Genomic DNA, 16026 nt, shown 5'->3' on the forward strand with positions numbered 1-16026 from the left:
GTTCAGCTCTCCAAGCTCGCGATCGCCTCGGCCAGCCATGCCCGCTCCTCGGCGCCGGTGGCCCGCGCGATGCGCAGCATGCCCTGCCGGAACAGGTCCGGCGCCTGCTCGGCCCGTACCGGCTCGCCGTCACGGTAGAAGAAGCTCGCCGGGGCGTCGAGGAACGCCTGTCTGCGGCGGAGGACGGCGGCCTGTTCGGCGCGGTCGGGGAGGTGGCGCAGGAACGCGAGCAGTGTGAAGAAGCGCTGTCCGTCGGTGACTTCGACGTCCTTGGGGTTCCGCAGCCGGGTCAGCAGGTCGGCGCGGCCGGCCTCGGTGAGGGTCAGGACGCGGCGCTGCGCGGCGCCGCTGCCGGGCTCGGTGCGCTGCTCGACCAGGCCCGCCTTCACCAGCCGGGTGATGGCCGGATACAGCGCGCCGTCGCTCACCGGCCGGATGTGGCCGCTCAGCGCCTGGAGCCGCGCCTTCACCTCGTAGCCGTGCAGGGGTTCTTCGTGGAGGAACCCCAGGATCGACAGCTCCAGCATGCGTCCGCCTCTTCCCGCGCTTGTCCGTCCCCGGCCGCCATGCTATCTCTTTTCGCTGTACCTCTATTCGAGGTACAGCGAAAAGAGGGGGACGGGCACATGGCGGGGGACTGGCAGATGACGGCACCGGAACACCGGCGGCGCGCACTCGTCCCGCTCGCCTATCCGGTCTACTTCGAACTCCTGGCCGGGGTCACGGCCGGGATCGTCAACATGGTCTGGGTCGCCCGGCTGGGCGGCGACGCCGTGGCCGCGGTGGCGGTCGCCACGAACGTCGAGAACCTGCTGCTCGGCGTGATCCTCATCGCGGGCTCCGGCACGACCGTGCTGGTCGCACGGGCCAGGGGCGCGCGGGACCGGGCGGCGACGCGCGCCGCGGTGCGGGGCGGCTGGGCGCTGTGGGCGCTGATCACCCCGGTCGTCGCGATCGGCGGACACGTGTGCCGGGAGCCGCTGGCCCGGCTCGTGCTCGGCGGCGACGGCCCGTCGCTCGTCCTCGCCACCGGGTACTTCTCGATCGCGCTGCCGGGGATCGCGGTCTTCTTCGCCGCCAACGTCGTCGACGGCATCCTCAAGGGCGCCGGCGACACCCGCACCCCGATGCGACTCTCCGCGCTGGCCAACGGGCTGATCCTCGTGCTGGACCCGGTCCTCGTCTTCGGGGCGGGGCTCGGGGTGCGCGGAGCGGCGATCTCCACCGTGCTGGGGCGGACGGTCGCGCTGGCGTGCGGCCTGCTCGCCCTGCGCCGGAACGGGCTGCTGTGGACGGCCGGTGACGGTGTGCCAGTGAGCGGGCTCGGCGGGCTCGGCGCGGATCTGCGCCGGACCGCCGCGACCGGGCTGCCCATGTCCGCCGACTTCCTCATCAGGATGACGGGCGCCCTCGCCCTCGTCGCCGTCGTCGCCCGGATCGGGGTGAACGAGGTCGCGGCGTACGGCGTCGCGACCAAGGCGATGTACGTGGCGACCATGGCCTTCTACGCGGTGCGCCAGGCGGCCGCCATCCACACCGCGCATCTGCTCGGCGCCGGCCGCGACGAGCGGCGCGCCGTCGGACGCCAGGCACTGGTCCTGTCCGGTGCGCTGGGCGTCGCCGCCGCGCTGTCGCTGCTCGTCGCCGCCGGGTGGATCATGCGGGCGTTCGGCGCGGCGGGCGAGGTGGCCGACGCCGGAGCGCTCTACCTGCGCTGCTCGGGACCGTATCTGATCCTGCTCGCCTGCTTCATCGCGCTGGGCGGCGTCTTCGAGGGCAGCGGCGGCAGTCCGGCCCTGGTGCGGATCACCTCGTGCGGAGTGGTGCTCCAACTCGTGCTCGCGCACGCCATGTCGGGAGCCGGGCTGCCGGGTGTCTGCCTGGCCATGGCGCTGTCGATGGCGGTGCAGTGCGCGGCGATCACCCGGATGTACCGGCGCGCGGCGCCCACCGCGGCCGTCGACCGCACGGGCGGCTGAGCGGCGTCGGCGCCTCCTCGAGCGGAGCCCGGACGCGGACGGCACGGGGTCCGGTGGCATGATCGGAGCGTTCGCGGCAAGGAAGAACGAGTGTCGCCGACACCCGCCCACGTCGTCACGACGGTCCGGCACACCCCCCGGGGACGACGACGACCTGACCCCGGGCGCGACGCGGGGAGGTCCGGGACACACGTGACCGGGCGTGCCGGGGCGCTTCGGCCCTCGTCGTCGCGAGCCGACGGCGTGAACGTCTGCTTTACGCTGAGCAGCGGATCGGGGGCGGCCGGTCCTCCCCGGGTCACGCGGCGGGCCGGGGTCTAGTGAGAACGAGGGTCTATGGAGTCGGTCACCAGCGGCGACGGCCGCCTTGCCCCCCTCTGTCCGACCGAGGTCACGGCCACGTTGGGCGGCGCGGACCTGTGCATCGCCGAGGCCCGCGATCTCGTCGCCGACTTTCTCGGCGGCCGGATACGGACCGAACTCGGCATCCGCGTCTCGGCGCGCGCACTGGGCGACGCCCAGCTGGTGGTCAGCGAGCTGGTCACCAACGCCCGCAAGTACGCCCCGGGACCCGTCTCACTGGAACTGCGGGTCACCCGCGACGTGGTGGAGGTGGCGGTGCGCGACACCGATCCCGTCCTCCCCGTGGCCAGGAGCGCCGACGCCCACCGGATCGGCCAGCACGGCCTGGAGATCGTCAAGGCCGTCGCCCTGACCTTCGAGGCGCGGCGCGAGCCGACCGGCAAGTGCCTCACCGCCAGGATCGCCCTTCGCGACGGCCTGGACGGCCGGGACGCCCTGGCCCCCTGACCCGTCGACGGCCGGAGACCGACCGCGATCCGGCGGTCGCACCGGCGGTAGAGTTACGCGAGAGCTCTGTCGGCTTTCGGGGCGCCGTTCCGGCAGACGCCGCGGGTGTAGGGGAGGGACGGTGAGTGGCCGACATGACGACGCGGGCTGACCGGGAGCGCCTGGTCGAGGAGGCGGACCAGGGTGACCACCTGTGTCTGGCGTTCGCCGACGACGCCGAGCAGCGACGCGTGGCCACCGCCTACGTCCTGGGCGGACTGGAGCGCGGCGAGCGGGTGATGTACTTCGCCGACGGACGCGCTCCCGAGCAGGTGCTGGGCTGGCTGCGGGAGGCCGGCGCGGACCCGGCCCCGGCGCTGGAGCGCGGGCAGCTCGTGGTGACCACGGCGGACGACAGCTACCTGGCCGTGGGCCCGTTCGACCCCGACGCCATGGTGGCCACCCTGCACCGGGAGGTCGCCGACTCCCTGGCGGCCGGTTACACCGGGTTCCGGGTCAGCGGCGAGATGGGCTGGGCGCTGCGCGACGTGCCCGGCGCCGACCGGCTCGGCGAGTACGAGACGAAGGTGAACGAGGTGTTCGCCGGCGGACCGGCCTCCGCGATCTGCCAGTACGACGCGCGCCGCTTCGACGCCGACGCCCTGGCCGCGTTCGACGGCCGCCATCCGGGAGCGGTGGCGCCCGAACCCCTGTACAGCAGCGGCCTGTTGCGACTGGCGCCGTCCTTCCGCGCCGGGCGGCGGGCGCTGCGCGTGGTGGGCGACGTGGACTACCAGTCCGCCGCCGCGCTGGCCGCCGCGCTGGAGACGGCCATGGGCTGGCCCGGCGACATCACCGTGGACATGAGCGGCCTGGACTTCATCGACCTGGCGGGCGTCCGCGCCCTGGTCCAGACCGCCGAACGGCTGCCCGAGGGCCGGCGGATGCACATCGTGGAGCTGACGCCGATGCTGCGCCACGTGATGCACGTGGTCGGCTGGGACCGGATCCCCGCCCTGACCGTGAACGCCGGGGAGGGCGCCGAATGACCGGCGCCACCGCCCGGCACACGCCCGGCCCCGGCTCCGCCGCCCGGCACACGCCCGGCCCCGGCTCCGCCGCGCACCTCGCCCACCAAGGGCTGATCTACGGCACCGACGAGGAGTTCCTGTCGGCGACGGTGCCGTTCTGCCTGGACGGCCTGGAACAGGACGACGCCGTGCTCGCGGTGACCACCGCCGCCAACATCGGCCTGCTGCGCGGGGCGCTGGGCGGGACGGCGGAGCAGGTCGAGTTCGTCGACGCCGACGACTGGTACCGGGCGCCGGGACGCACGCTCGGGGCGTACCACCGCTATGTCGACCGGCACACCGCCGACGGCGCGCACGCGCGGGTCAGGGTGATCGGCGAACCGGTGTGGCACGGCCGGGACCGGCTGGAGACGGCCGAGTGGACCCGCTACGAGGCGGCGATCAACGTCGCGTTCGCCGACTGCCCGGCCTGGATCGTGTGCCCGTACGACACCCGGGCGCTGCCCGCGGACGTGGTGGCCGGCGCCCGGCACACCCATCCGGAACTGGTGGCCGGACCGGCCGCGCACCCCAGTGACCACTACACGCCGCCGGACACCGGCCGCCGGTCGTGGGAACGCCGGCTCGCGCCGGTGGCGGTCGACGGCCGGGAGGCGGTGCTGGACTTCGCGGCCGACCTGTCCGAGGTGCGGGCCTTCGTCGCCGAGACGGCCGGCGCCCTCGGGCTTTCCGGGGAGCGCGCGGGGCACCTGGTGTTCGCCGCCAACGAGGTCGCCACCAACGCCGTCCGGCACGGCGGCGGCCACGGGCGGATCAGTCTGCGCCGGGCCGGGCGGCGCATCGTGTGCGATGTCGCCAACCCCGCCCGGGGCGGCGTCGAGTGGTACACGGGCTATCTGCCGCCCGACAGGACGCGGGGGCGCGGACACGGCCTGTGGACCGTACGGCAGTTGTGCGACCTCGTGGAGATCGACACCGACGGGGGCGTGACCACCGTACGGCTGCACCTGGACCTGTGAGCCGCGCCGGGGCCGTCAGCGCGCGGTGACCGCGTACGCCGGCAGCGCCCGGTTGCCGCGCGGTGCGGCGATCGAGCGGAGGGTGTCCGTCTGGCTCACGACGAGCTGCCGCACCGGCTCGGGCAGGGCGGCCATCCGGTCGGCCGTGTCGGCCAGGCGCAGACAGGCCGCCACCTCCCAGTCGCCGTCCTGGAGCCCCTCGGTGTCCACCGGCCCGCCGCCGTCGGCCGTCCAGCCGGCCTCGGGCAGCAGCCGCAGCAACTGGTCGCGGGAGAAGGGCGTACGCACGTTGCCGTCCCCGCGCGAGTCGGCCGCCTCGATCTGGCCCTGGACCAACACGGCCAGCAGGTGGGCGAGTTGGTCGTCGGAGGTGGGTGTCAGGTCCCACTCGGTGAACCACAGCCGGCGCGCCCAGGGCCGCACCCGGGCCAGCGTGTCGCGCAGCTGCCCGAGCGAGGCGAAGTACCAGGAGCAGTGCGCGAGCACCACGTGGTCGAAGGCGCCCTCGGGGAAGTCGACGGACGGATCGAGCACGTCCGTGCCGAAGCGGAAGTCGAGGCGCGGGCCGAGGGGTCCCGCGCTGAGGCGCGCCGCGGACTCGCCGAGGGTGACCGGGGCGCCGTAGGAGGGATCGGCCACGTCGACAGCGGTCACCCGCCCCCGGGGCCCGACCGCTTCGGCCAGGACGGCGGTCATGTCGCCCTGCCCGCAGCCCAGTTCGAGCACGGTCGAGCCGGGGGCGATGCGCCAGCCCGCCACGAGTGCGGCGCGGTGGCGGGTCTGGGTCAGCTGTTCGGCGGGGCCGTGCGCGGCGGCGGCCATGCCGGCCGCGAGCGCGGGGGCCTTGGCCCGGAGATCGGAGTGGTCCACAGGATCCTTGGTGCTGCTCGGTCGATGGGTGCGGCGCCGATGCTACGAGGCGCCCCGGCGCCGCCGCATCCGAATTACCGCAGGCCGCCGCCGCTCCCGGACCGCCCGGGTCGGGCTCCCGCGGACGGTCAAGAGCGCGGGCGGTCAAGGGACTCAAGGGATCGAAGGGACCGAAGTCCGAACAAGGGGCGACGCGCGGACGCGACGATCGCCGGACTTCCGCCGGGCGGGGGCGGCGGGGCCGGTCACCAACTGCTCTTGGTCACGCCGGGCAGCTCGCCCGCGTGGGCCATCTCCCGCACCCGGATGCGGGACAGCCCGAAGGCGCGCAGATGGCCGCGGGGACGGCCGTCCACGGCATCGCGGTTGCGCAGCCGGGTGGGGCTGGCGTCGCGCGGCTGACGGCGCAGTTCGCGCCGGGCCGCGGCGCGTTCGTCGTCCGAGGTCCGGGGAGAGGCGATGACCGCCTTCAACTCGGCGCGGCGGGCGGCGTAGCGGGCCACCACGGCCCGGCGCCGCTCGTTCTTCGCGATCTTGCTCTTCTTCGCCATCAGACCTTCCCTCCCCGGGCGCGGATGCGGGCCACCGCGGCCTCGACGCCGATGGCGTCGAGGGTCTTGACGCCCTTGGCGGAGAGCGTGAGCCGGACGTGCCGGCCCTCGCTCGCCAGCCAGTACCGCTTGTGCTGGATGTTGGGGTCGAAGCGGCGCTTGGTGCGCCGGTGCGAGTGCGAGACGCGGTGGCCGAAGCCGGGCGAGCGACCGGTGAGTTGGCAGTGGGCGGACATGGTGCCTCCTTGGTGTGCTGGGAGCACCGTAGCAGCTAAATGAAAACGACTACCAGTTTCACAAGGAGGTCGGACCGCCCCCTGACGTGCGGCCGGTCTCGTGAGGCCACCGGGTGGCAACGCTGTCATCGCCGATTGGTACGGTCCACTCGTTGAAGTGTGCACAGCAACGACCTCACGTTGCACATCCAGCACTCACCAGGGGTGGAAATTTGAGCGCGGACCATCGCAGAGGCCGCAACAACAAGAGACTGCTCGCCTACGGCGCGGCCACGGCCGTCGTCGTGGCCGCCACGGCCGGCACGCTGGCCGTGGCGTCACCCGGCCTGCCGGGCTCCAGAACGGCCGCGGCCGCTCCGCAAGGCGCCCGGCTGCAGGCCGACTTCGCCGACGCGGCGAAGGAGTTCGACGTCCCGCTGAGCGTGCTGATGGCGGTCTCCTACCGGCAGACGCTCTGGGAGGACCACGACGGGCTGCCCAGCACCACCGGCGCGTACAACGTCATGGGCCTCACCCAGGTCGACCCGGCCTCCCTCGCGAGCGACGCCGAAACCCGCGAGCAGCAGCTCGACCACATGAACCGCAGCGGCGACCCGGCCGTGTCGAAGCACTTCGACGCGAAGAAGGCGCTGAAGGGCCTCGGCGAGAAGCCCGTCGACACGAGCGACCCGCGGCTGCACACCCTCGACGAGGCGGCCGGCCTCATCGACGTCTCCGCGCAGAAGGTGCGCCAGGACGCCGGCGAGAGCATCCGGGCGGGGGCCGCCCTGCTCGCCGAGTACCAGAAGAACGCGACCGGTTCGCTGTCCGACGACCCGGGCGCGTGGTACCCGGCCGTGGCCCGCGCGAGCCAGGCCACCGAGACCAAGGGCGCCCAGCTCTTCGCGGACCGCGTCTACGCGTCGATCCGGACCGGTGAGCAGCGCGTCACCACCGACGGCCAGACCCTCACGCTGCCGGCCGACCCGTCGGTCCGGCCCGCGCGGCAGGCGGCCGTCAAGCTGCCCAAGAGCGCCGTCGCGGGCGTCGCGGTCGGCGCCGCCGGCGTGACCGCCCAGTGCCCGTCCGATCTGAAGTGCGACTTCCGGCCCGCCGCGTACAAGCAGAACAGCGGTCCGGACGACTGGGGCAACTACAACGTCGCCAACCGCCCCTCCCCGGGCGAAGAGATCAACTCCATCGTGATCCACGACACCGAGGGCTCCTACGACGCCTCGATGAACGTGTTCCAGAACCCGGCGTCGTACGCGAGCACCAACTACCTCATCCGCGCCTCGGACGGTCTGGTCACCCAGGTCGTCGAGAACAAGGACGAGGCGTGGCACGCGGCCAACAAGAGTGTCAACATGCACTCGATCGGCATCGAGCACGAGGGCTACGCGATCAAGAAGGGGAGCTGGTACACCGAGCCGGAGTACGAGTCCTCCGCGACCCTCGTGAAATACCTGGCCGCCAAGTACGGCATCCCGCTGGACCGTGAGCACATCATCGGCCACGACGAGGTCCCGGGCGTCCTGGACGCCAACGTCAAGACCCAGCACTGGGACCCGGGCCCGTTCTGGGACTGGAACCACTACATGCAGCTGCTCGGCGCCCCGACCGGCGCGAGCGGCCCGGGCGGTCTGTACAAGGCGGGTCAGGTCATCCGCGTCGTACCGCCGTTCACCACGGCGAACCAGCCCGAGCTCACCAACGGCGGCGCCGCGGTCGACGCCCAGCCGGCGAACTTCGGCTACCTGTACACCTCGCCGTCCACCACCGCGGCGACCCTGACCGACCCCTACCTCGGCACCCAGACCGCCACCGAGGGCTCGAACTGGGCCAACAAGGTGGTGGCCGGCGGTGAGTACGTCGTCGCCGAGGCGCAGAAGGACTGGACCGCCATCTGGTACGGCGGCCAGAAAGCCTGGTTCTACAACCCGAGCGGCCAGTTCGCCACCGCCGTCGGCACCCCGGACACGGTGACGTCCGCGACGGGCGCCGCGATTCCCGTCTACGGGCGCACCTACCCCGAGGACGCGGCGTACGCCGGCACCGGCGTGGACGTCCAGAAGGACAACTCCGCGTCGCTGACCAAGTACACCCTCCCGGCCGGGCAGAAGTACGTGCTCGCGGGCGCGGCCGTGACCGGCTCGTACTACAACAGCGGTCTCATCGACGGCAGCGGCACCGGCTCGCGGGTGACGGTCGTGGGGACGAACAAGTTCTACCCGATCCGCTACAACCACCGGATCGCCTGGGTGCGCGCCTCGGACGCGCAGGTCGCCCAGGGCGCCGCGCCCGACCCGGCCACCGACCGCTACGACATCCTCGGCCGCGACGCCTCGGGTGTGCTGTGGCGGTACCAGGGCACCGGCACCCCCTCCGCCCCGTTCCTCACCCGCTACCGCGTCGGCTCCGGCTGGGGCGACTACACCGCGCTGACGTCGATGACGGCGCTGCGCGCGGACGGCACCGGTGACATGGTCGCCCGCGACAAGAGCGGAACGCTCTGGTACTACAAGGGCACCGGCAAGCCGGCGGCGCCGTTCGCCACGCGGATCAAGGTCGGCGCGGGCTGGAACACGTACGACGTCCTGATCGGCGCCCGGGACCTGACCGGTGACGGCAAGGCCGATCTGCTCGCCCGGGACGCCTCGGGTGCGCTGTGGCTGTACCAGGGCACCGGCAGCGCCACCGCGCCGTTCGCCGCCCGCACCAAGGTCGGCAGCGGCTGGAACACCTACAACTCCCTGACCGACACCGGTGACGTGACCGGTGACGGCAAGGCCGATCTGATCGGCCGCGACGCCTCGGGCGTGCTGTGGCTGTACCAGGGCACCGGCAGCGCCACCGCGCCGTTCGCGGCCCGCACCAGGATCGGCGGCGGCTGGAACGTGTACAACGTGCTCAACGGCCCGAGCGACCTGGACCGGGACGGCAAGGCCGACCTCATCGGCCGGGACGCCTCGGGTGTGCTCTGGTTCTACAAGGGCACCGGCAGCGCCGCCACGCCGTTCGCGACCAAGTTCCGGGTCGGCGGCGGCTGGAACACGTACAACCTGATCGTGTGACGCGTGTCCCGGGAACACGGGGCCCGGCCGCTTCGGCGGTCGGGCCCCGCCCCTTTTCACCGGCGCGCGGTGCGCGTCACGCGGGGTTGTCCCCGTGGGTCAGGGTCTCCCAGGCGACGAACAGGGCGTTGGTGCCGGCCGGCCGGTTCCGCTGGGTCAGCGTCTGGGTGTTGGTCATGGCGATGCCCAGCCGGTTGTGCAGCGCGTTGTAGCCGACCTCCGTGACCGGGCCGAGGCCCCGGTTGACCGAACCCCCGCACAGCCAGCTCGGAACGGCCGCGCCCAGCTCGTACTTCGACTGGAAGCCGAGGGCCTGGCGCAGCCGCTCCCCGACGTCCGTGCCGTACAGGTCCTGGCCCTGGATGCGGCTGGTCTCGGCGATGTGCGAGATGGCGGAGATGCCGTAGCCGGTGTGCGTGAAGTCGCGGCACGTCTCCTGGGTGAGGCCGGTGACGAAGGTGGACTGGCCCTGCCAGTACGAGACGATCTTGTCGCGGGTGTCCAGGTTCTGGCCCGGCACCGTCTTCGGCAGCGCGCCGTCGGAGTCGAGGTAGACGTAAGCGGCCGTGCGGGTGCGGAACGTGGCCATGGCGGTGTCGTAGGAGGACTTGTCCTCCAGGAAGACGGAGATGCCGACGGCGGCCTCCGTCATCGACAGCTCCCAGTTGCCGTTGGAGTGGGAGCCCTTGATCACCACCGGCAGGTACACGTCGCGCAGCATGGTCGCGAACCGGTCGGCGTTCGGCCAGGCGCCGGTGTACGTGTACTTGATGATCTCGGCGGCCTTGGGCCAGGAGGAGCCGGCCCAGCCCGTCTGGAGCGGCGCGTTGCTGTTGGTGTGGCTGCGGATCACCGCCGACCAGGCGTCCATGATCTCGATGGACTTCTGCGCGTAGCGGGCGTCGCGGGTGATGTACCAGACGAGCGCGTCCGTGTACGCGGCGATGGCGTCCTGGCGTTCGTCGGTGCAGCCGTAGTCGGGGTTGGAGTACGAACCGCACTCCACGGTCGCCCGGGGCTTGGCGATGCGGCCGAGACTGGCGTAGGCGCTCGCCGCCATCTGGTCGTAGGCGCCCTTCCACGGCTGGGCTCCGGCGAGCACCTTGTCGCGGGTGAAGTCGAGTTGGGCCCGGGAGACGGTCACCCCCGGGTGGACGAACGTGGTGGGCGCGGCCTCGGCGCGCTGGGCGCGGGGCAGCAGCAGGGCGCCGGTGAGGGCGGCGACCAGGGCGATCAGGAGCACGGCCCGGGTTCCGCGGCCAAGGTGTGGGGGAGCGGCGGTCATGCGGCCATCCGTTCTTGTATGTGAACGATGTGTGGGTGGTTGAACTCCAGTGCTGGCCGGTGACCCTAGGTACGGGCAGGTCGCCCGTCAAGTGCTCGCGCCCGGACAGAGGTTCGCGCTCTGCGGGCGACCGCCTTGATCAACGGCCGCCGCTGTCACGCCTCTTGACGTCCCCTGGTCCATACCTTTAACTTCACGGCTTAATCAAAGACCGATGGCGTCGCACAACGTTCCGCAGGCTGAACAGAGTTGAGCGGCTCCCGAGGAAGCCACCCCCCACGCGAAGGGCCCCACATGGCCAGACCCCGCCCTGCCGTCCGCTCCGCGCGGACCGTCGCCACCACCGTCTCCGTCGCCGCCCTCACCCTCTCCGCCGGCCTGCTCACCGCCTCCCCGGCCGCGGCCGCCACCGGCACGGTCACCGGTCTGGCCGGCAAGTGCCTGGACGTGGCCGGGGCGAGTTCCGCCGACGGCACCGCGGTCCAGATCTACGACTGCAACGGCACCACCGCCCAGCAGTGGACCGTCGGCGCCGACGGCACGATCCGCGCCCTCGGCAAGTGCCTCGACGTCACCGGCAACTCCACGGCGAACGGCGCCAAGATCCAGCTGTGGACCTGTTCCGGCGGCGCCAACCAGAAGTGGACGGTCACCGCCGCCCACGACATCGTCAACCCCCAGGCGGACAAGTGCCTGGACGTCACCGACAACAACGCGGCCAACGGCTCCCGCGCGCAGCTCTGGAGCTGCACCGGGGCCGCCAACCAGAAGTGGAACGCGCCCGCGGCGGACGGCGGCGGCACCCCGGCCGCCCCGATGGCCGTCGCCCCCTACCTCTACAACGGCTGGGGCAGCCCGCCCAGCCCCAGCACGATCACCAGCGCCACCGGCGTGAAGTGGTTCACCCTCGCCTTCGTCCTCAGCAACGGCTACTGCAACCCGCAGTGGGACGGCAGCCGCGCGCTCACCGGCGGCGTCGACCAGCAGACCGTCAACACGGTCCGCGCGAACGGCGGCGACGTCATCCCGTCCTTCGGCGGCTACAGCGGCAACAAGTTGGAGAGCTCCTGCTCCAGCGCCGGCGAACTCGCCGCCGCCTACCAGAAGGTGATCAACGCCTACGGGCTCAAGGCCATCGACATCGACATCGAGGCCGACGCCTACAGCAACGCCACCGTCCAGCAGCGCACCGTGGACGCCCTGAAGGCCGTCAGGAACAACAACCCCGGCCTGAAGGTCTACGTCACCATCGGCACCGGCCAGAGCGGCCCCGACACCTCCCTGATCAACCGGGCGGCCTCCTCCGGACTGACCGTCGACGCCTGGACCATCATGCCCTTCGACTTCGGCGGCGCCGGCCAGAACATGGGCACCCTCACCCAGCGCGCGGCCGAAGGACTCAAGACCGCGCTGAAGAACGCCTACCACTACAGCGACGACCAGGCCTACCGCGACATGGGCATCTCCTCCATGAACGGCGTGACCGACAACAACGAGACCGTCACCGTCGCCGACTTCCGCACCATCCTCGGCTACGCCCAGCAGCACCACCTGGCCCGGCTCACCTTCTGGTCCGCCAACCGCGACCGGCCCTGCACCGGCGGCCCCGCCGACAGCTGCTCCGGCGTCAGCCAGCAGAACTGGGACTACACCCGGGTGTTCGCCGCCTACACCGGCTGACCGCCGCCACCACCCGCCGAGCCCGCCGCCCCCCACCGCACGGCCGGGCGGCCGCGGCGCACCGCCGCATCCCGCTCCTCCCCCCACACCTCCACGGTGAAACGGAGACCCCCATGCTCACCACCGCCGACGCCCTTCGGCGCAGACCACCCGACGCGCCCCGCTCCCGCGCCGCCCTCCTCGTCGTCGCCCTGCTCGCCGCCTGCCTCGCCGCGCTCGCGCCCACCCAGGCGCACGCCGCCGACCAACTGCTCTCCCGCGGCCGGCCCGCGACCGCCTCCTCGGTGGAGAACGCCGCCTTCCCGGCCGGCGCCGCCGTCGACGGCGACCAGGGCACCCGCTGGTCCTCGGCGTTCGCCGACCCCCAGTGGCTCCAGGTCGACCTGGGCTCGCTCCAGCAGCTCAGCCGCGTCACCCTGCGCTGGGAGGCCGCCTACGCCAAGGGCTACCGGATCGAGACCTCCGCCGACGCGCGGACCTGGACCACCGCCTACTCCACCGCCAACGCCGCCGGCGGCACCGAGAACGTGACGATCAGCGGCAGCGGCCGCTACGTCCGCCTCTACGGCACCGCCCGCGCCACCGCGTACGGCTACTCCCTGTGGGAGTTCGAGGTCTACGGCCCCGGCGGCACCACCCCGCCGCCGGACGACTTCTGGGGCTCCACCGCCGGCATCCCCGCCGCGCACAACGCCGTCGAGGTGAAGATCCTCAACCGCACCAACGGCAAGTACCCCGACAGCCAGGTCTACTGGACCTTCAACGGCCAGACCCACTCCATCGCCGAACAGCCCTACCTCGACATGCCGGCCAACTCCGCCGGCCGGATGTACTTCCACCTCGGCTCGCCCGACGGCCCCTACTACGACTTCATCGAGTTCACCGTCGGCGGCAACGTGTTCAACGGCAACACCACACGGGTCGACGCGTTCGGGCTCAAACTCGCCATGCGGCTGCACAGCAAGGACGGCTACGACACGGAGGTCGGCGAGAACCGCCAGACCTTCGCCGAGGACCGCGCCACCACCTTCCAGCGGTTCACCGACGCCGTGCCCTCACCGTTCAAGGTGCTCGCCCAGACCCAGGCCCCGTACCGGATCATCGCGCCCGGCAGCGACCCCAGCTTCCGCGCGGGCGGCGCCAACGCCGGCTACTTCACCGCCTACGCCCAGTCCGTCGGCGTGAACGCGGCCACCTCGGACATCTTCGGCTGCGCCGCCTCGCTGGCCGGCGACCCGGACATGTGCGCGGCCCTCAACCGCCACGTGGCCACCCTGCCCGCCGCCCAGCAGAGCGACCCGGCCCAGTACTACAAGGCCGCCCCGGCCAACTACTACGCCCAGTTCTGGCACGACAACGCCATCAACCGCCTCGCCTACGGCTTCCCCTACGACGACGTGGCCGGCCAGTCCTCCTTCATCTCGCACGGCGACCCGCAGTGGCTGCTCGTGGCGGTGGGCTGGTAGGACCAGCCGCCCCCCACCGGGCACCCCGCCCCCCCACCGGGCACCCCGCCCGGACCGGCCGCCCTGAACGCGGTCAGTCCGGGCGGACCGCATTCAGGCGCACGGCCATCAGCGCCACGTCGTCGCTGCCGTCCGGCAGCAGCCGCTCCAGCAGCAGCCCGCACGCCGCCTCGGGGTCCGCGGGCGCCTCCGCCGCCACCGCGGCGAGCGTGTTCAACGAGTGCTGGAGATCCTCGTGACGGCGCTCGACCAGCCCGTCCGTGACCAGGAGCAGCAGCGAACCCGGCGCCACGGTGATCTCCCGGGCGGGCGGATGCGGCAGACCGAGGCCCAGCAGCGGGCCGTGCTCGTGCACATAGGACGTCGTGCCGTCCGGAGCGCGCAGCAGCGGCGGCAGATGGCCCGCGTTGGCCACGTGCAGGGTGTCCGAGCCGAACTCGATCAGGACGACGCAGAGCGTCACCGTGGCGCCGGGCTCCACCGAGGTCAGCAGCTGGTCCAGGCAGGACAGGATCACCTGCGGCGGATGCCCCTCGGCCGCGTACGCCCGCAGCGCGTGACGCACCTGACCCATCACCATCGCCGCGTCCAGCGAGTGCCCGGCCACGTCGCCGACGGCCACCACCAGACCGGCCGGAGTGCTGATCGCCTCGTAGAAGTCGCCGCCGATCTCGGTGCGCTCACTGGCCGGCAGATAGCGCACGGCCAGGTCGGCGCGCGGGGTCGCCGGCAGGCTCTCGGGCAGGAAGCTGCGCTGCAACGTCAGGGCCAGGGCGTGCTCCTCGCTGTAGCTGCGCAGTGCCTCCAGGGCCAGCGCGCTGGCCTGGGTGAGCTGGGCCAGCAACTGCTCGTCGTCCGGCGTGGTGACGGCGTCCGCCGAGGTGACGATGACGACCGGCGGACGCTCGGCCTTGGCCCGGCCGATCACGGTGCGCCGCTGCGCCGGGTCCTTCAGGTCGGGCGGCAGACACGGCAGGTCGGCGCCCGGAGCCTGCGTCCGGGTCGTGCCGGGCAGGTCGCGCCGCTGCGGCCAGGGAGCCGTGGAGTGCACCTGCGGTCCCGCGGTGCGCGCCGAGCCGTCCTCGTCCTGCCAGGTGTGGGCGACCAGCGGGCTGCCCTGGGGCGTGGTGAGCAGCGCGGCCACGCTGCACCGGAAGATCACCGCCGCCGCCTCGGCGGTCACCTTGACCAGCTCACGGGCGTCGGAGGCGCTGTACAGCGCCAGGGTGAGGCGGTTGAGCAGGCGCAGCCGCTCGGCGAGGAGTTCGGCGCGGCGCCGGGCGCGGGCGTAGCGCAGCGTCGCGGTCACCGTGGCGAGCAGTTCGTCCGGGGCGACCGGTTCGACCAGGTAGGCGTCGGCTCCCCGGTACAGGCCCTGGGCGCGGTCGTCCACGGTGATGGCGGCGGCGGAGATGTTGATGACGGGGACGGCGGCGGTGGCCGGGTCCTCCTTGATGTGCTCGCACACCTCGAACCCGGTCATGTCGGGCAGCCGTACGTCCACGATGGCGATCTCCGGCAGCGGGCCGGGGCCGCGCAGCAGATCGAGCGCGCGGGTGCCGTCCTCGGCCTCGGTCACCTGGTGCCCGGCCCGGCGCAGCGTGGTGGCCAGGACGTACCGGTTGGCCGGGGTGTCGTCCACCACCAGGATGTGGGCCGGACTGTGGTCGGTGTCGAGTGGGCGGGTCATCAGCGCTCCTTGGCCCTGGGCGACGTCGAGGGGGCGGGGGTGGACGCCTGCCCGGCGGACGGCGCCGCCGGCGGCCGGTTCAGGGCGGCGGCGAGGTCCGCGGCGGTGAGGCGGGACTTGTCGAGGACGGCGCGGACCCCGGTGAGGCGGGACGCGTCCACGGCACCGGCCGCCATCGCGGTCAGCACGAACACGGGCACCCGGGCCGTAGCCGGGTCGGCGGCCAGCCGCCGGTGGACCTCGTAGCCGTCCAGGCCGGGCATGTCGAGGTCGAGGAGGACCGCGTCCGGGCGCTCCCGCCGCACCGTCTCGACGGCTCGGCCGCTGTCGGTGAGCACGGTGACGGAACCGGCCAGGCCGGTCAGCAGCGGACGCAG

General features: G+C 72.8%; 14 protein-coding genes. 7 read left to right on the forward strand and 7 right to left on the reverse strand.

Translation table 11 applies throughout. From position 1 onward, the window contains the following. Nucleotides 1-2: 2 nt before the first annotated feature. Nucleotides 3-527, reverse strand: a complete 525-nt coding sequence (locus ABEB07_RS01260) for a PadR family transcriptional regulator (RefSeq protein WP_345666628.1) — start codon at nt 525-527, stop codon at nt 3-5. 117 nt (nt 528-644) lie between these two features. Between ABEB07_RS01260 and ABEB07_RS01265 the strand changes: the two genes are divergently transcribed. The 4 genes from ABEB07_RS01265 to ABEB07_RS01280 all read left to right on the forward strand — a co-directional run bounded on the left by ABEB07_RS01265 (nt 645) and on the right by ABEB07_RS01280 (nt 4818). After that, nucleotides 645-1979: an MATE family efflux transporter gene (locus tag ABEB07_RS01265; protein WP_345666629.1), complete on the forward strand. Its 1335-nt coding sequence runs from the start codon at nt 645-647 to the stop codon at nt 1977-1979. A 336-nt stretch (nt 1980-2315) separates the two neighbouring features. After that, the gene (locus ABEB07_RS01270; protein WP_176147156.1) at nt 2316-2789 is read left to right on the forward strand and encodes an ATP-binding protein; all 474 of its coding nucleotides are present in this window, start codon (nt 2316-2318) and stop codon (nt 2787-2789) included. 134 nt (nt 2790-2923) lie between these two features. Beyond that, entirely contained in the window at nt 2924-3817 is an 894-nt protein-coding gene (locus ABEB07_RS01275; RefSeq protein ID WP_345666630.1) for an MEDS domain-containing protein, read from the forward strand. Then, on the forward strand, nt 3814-4818 hold the full coding sequence (locus ABEB07_RS01280) for a sensor histidine kinase (protein WP_345666631.1): 1005 nt from the start codon (nt 3814-3816) through the stop codon (nt 4816-4818). The genes ABEB07_RS01275 and ABEB07_RS01280 overlap by 4 nt, the downstream gene beginning before the upstream one ends. Nucleotides 4819-4833: 15 nt before the next feature. Here the strand turns inward: ABEB07_RS01280 and ABEB07_RS01285 are convergent, their stop codons facing one another. The 3 genes from ABEB07_RS01285 to rpmB all read right to left on the reverse strand — a co-directional run bounded on the left by ABEB07_RS01285 (nt 4834) and on the right by rpmB (nt 6475). Continuing rightward, nucleotides 4834-5640: a class I SAM-dependent methyltransferase gene (locus ABEB07_RS01285; protein WP_425588934.1), complete on the reverse strand. Its 807-nt coding sequence runs from the start codon at nt 5638-5640 to the stop codon at nt 4834-4836. A 293-nt stretch (nt 5641-5933) separates the two neighbouring features. Continuing rightward, nucleotides 5934-6239: a 30S ribosomal protein S14 gene (gene rpsN / locus ABEB07_RS01290; RefSeq protein WP_345666633.1), complete on the reverse strand. Its 306-nt coding sequence runs from the start codon at nt 6237-6239 to the stop codon at nt 5934-5936. Further along, nucleotides 6239-6475, reverse strand: a complete 237-nt coding sequence (gene rpmB, locus ABEB07_RS01295) for a 50S ribosomal protein L28 (RefSeq protein WP_345666634.1) — start codon at nt 6473-6475, stop codon at nt 6239-6241. Before rpmB ends, rpsN begins: the two co-directional genes overlap by 1 nt. Before the next feature lie 212 nt (nt 6476-6687). Here rpmB and ABEB07_RS01300 point away from each other — a divergent pair, with 212 nt between their 5' ends. After that, complete coding sequence (locus tag ABEB07_RS01300) at nt 6688-9528, forward strand: N-acetylmuramoyl-L-alanine amidase (protein ID WP_345666635.1); 2841 nt, start codon at nt 6688-6690, stop codon at nt 9526-9528. A 76-nt stretch (nt 9529-9604) separates the two neighbouring features. Here ABEB07_RS01300 and ABEB07_RS01305 read toward each other — a convergent pair whose 3' ends face one another. Then, nucleotides 9605-10813 (reverse strand): alginate lyase family protein, encoded by a 1209-nt coding sequence (locus ABEB07_RS01305; protein ID WP_345666636.1) that lies wholly within the window; start codon nt 10811-10813, stop codon nt 9605-9607. Nucleotides 10814-11107: 294 nt separating this feature from the next. Here ABEB07_RS01305 and ABEB07_RS01310 point away from each other — a divergent pair, with 294 nt between their 5' ends. After that, nucleotides 11108-12493, forward strand: coding sequence for a lectin (locus ABEB07_RS01310; protein ID WP_345666637.1), 1386 nt, complete (start codon nt 11108-11110; stop codon nt 12491-12493). 113 nt (nt 12494-12606) lie between these two features. Beyond that, the gene (locus tag ABEB07_RS01315; RefSeq protein WP_345666638.1) at nt 12607-13959 is read left to right on the forward strand and encodes a beta-1,3-glucanase family protein; all 1353 of its coding nucleotides are present in this window, start codon (nt 12607-12609) and stop codon (nt 13957-13959) included. 73 nt (nt 13960-14032) lie between these two features. Here the strand turns inward: ABEB07_RS01315 and ABEB07_RS01320 are convergent, their stop codons facing one another. Both ABEB07_RS01320 and ABEB07_RS01325 read right to left on the reverse strand, forming a co-directional pair. Beyond that, a complete protein-coding gene (locus ABEB07_RS01320; protein ID WP_345666639.1) occupies nt 14033-15649 on the reverse strand; it encodes a fused response regulator/phosphatase in 1617 nt (538 codons plus the stop codon). Continuing rightward, on the reverse strand, nt 15649-16026 hold a 378-nt coding region (locus tag ABEB07_RS01325; protein ID WP_345666640.1), incomplete at its 5' end, for a response regulator. The genes ABEB07_RS01320 and ABEB07_RS01325, both read right to left, overlap by 1 nt.

The sequence above is a fragment of the Streptomyces similanensis genome (genome assembly GCF_039543625.1).
In the GTDB taxonomy this organism is placed as follows: Bacteria; Actinomycetota; Actinomycetes; order Streptomycetales; family Streptomycetaceae; genus Streptomyces; species Streptomyces similanensis.

Excerpts from the sequence above, each read along its gene's own strand:
- ABEB07_RS01265 (WP_345666629.1), top strand. The coding sequence starts at position 645 with ATGACGGCACCGGAACACCGGCGGCGCGCACTCGTCCCGCTCGCCTAT.
- ABEB07_RS01305 (WP_345666636.1), bottom strand. The coding sequence starts at position 10,813 with ATGACCGCCGCTCCCCCACACCTTGGCCGCGGAACCCGGGCCGTGCTC.
- rpmB (WP_345666634.1), bottom strand. The coding sequence starts at position 6,475 with ATGTCCGCCCACTGCCAACTCACCGGTCGCTCGCCCGGCTTCGGCCAC.
- ABEB07_RS01280 (WP_345666631.1), top strand. The coding sequence starts at position 3,814 with ATGACCGGCGCCACCGCCCGGCACACGCCCGGCCCCGGCTCCGCCGCC.
- ABEB07_RS01310 (WP_345666637.1), top strand. The coding sequence starts at position 11,108 with ATGGCCAGACCCCGCCCTGCCGTCCGCTCCGCGCGGACCGTCGCCACC.
- ABEB07_RS01320 (WP_345666639.1), bottom strand. The coding sequence starts at position 15,649 with ATGACCCGCCCACTCGACACCGACCACAGTCCGGCCCACATCCTGGTG.
- ABEB07_RS01285 (WP_425588934.1), bottom strand. The coding sequence starts at position 5,640 with ATGGCCGCCGCCGCGCACGGCCCCGCCGAACAGCTGACCCAGACCCGC.
- rpsN (WP_345666633.1), bottom strand. The coding sequence starts at position 6,239 with ATGGCGAAGAAGAGCAAGATCGCGAAGAACGAGCGGCGCCGGGCCGTG.
- ABEB07_RS01315 (WP_345666638.1), top strand. The coding sequence starts at position 12,607 with ATGCTCACCACCGCCGACGCCCTTCGGCGCAGACCACCCGACGCGCCC.
- ABEB07_RS01260 (WP_345666628.1), bottom strand. The coding sequence starts at position 527 with ATGCTGGAGCTGTCGATCCTGGGGTTCCTCCACGAAGAACCCCTGCAC.
- ABEB07_RS01270 (WP_176147156.1), top strand. The coding sequence starts at position 2,316 with ATGGAGTCGGTCACCAGCGGCGACGGCCGCCTTGCCCCCCTCTGTCCG.
- ABEB07_RS01275 (WP_345666630.1), top strand. The coding sequence starts at position 2,924 with ATGACGACGCGGGCTGACCGGGAGCGCCTGGTCGAGGAGGCGGACCAG.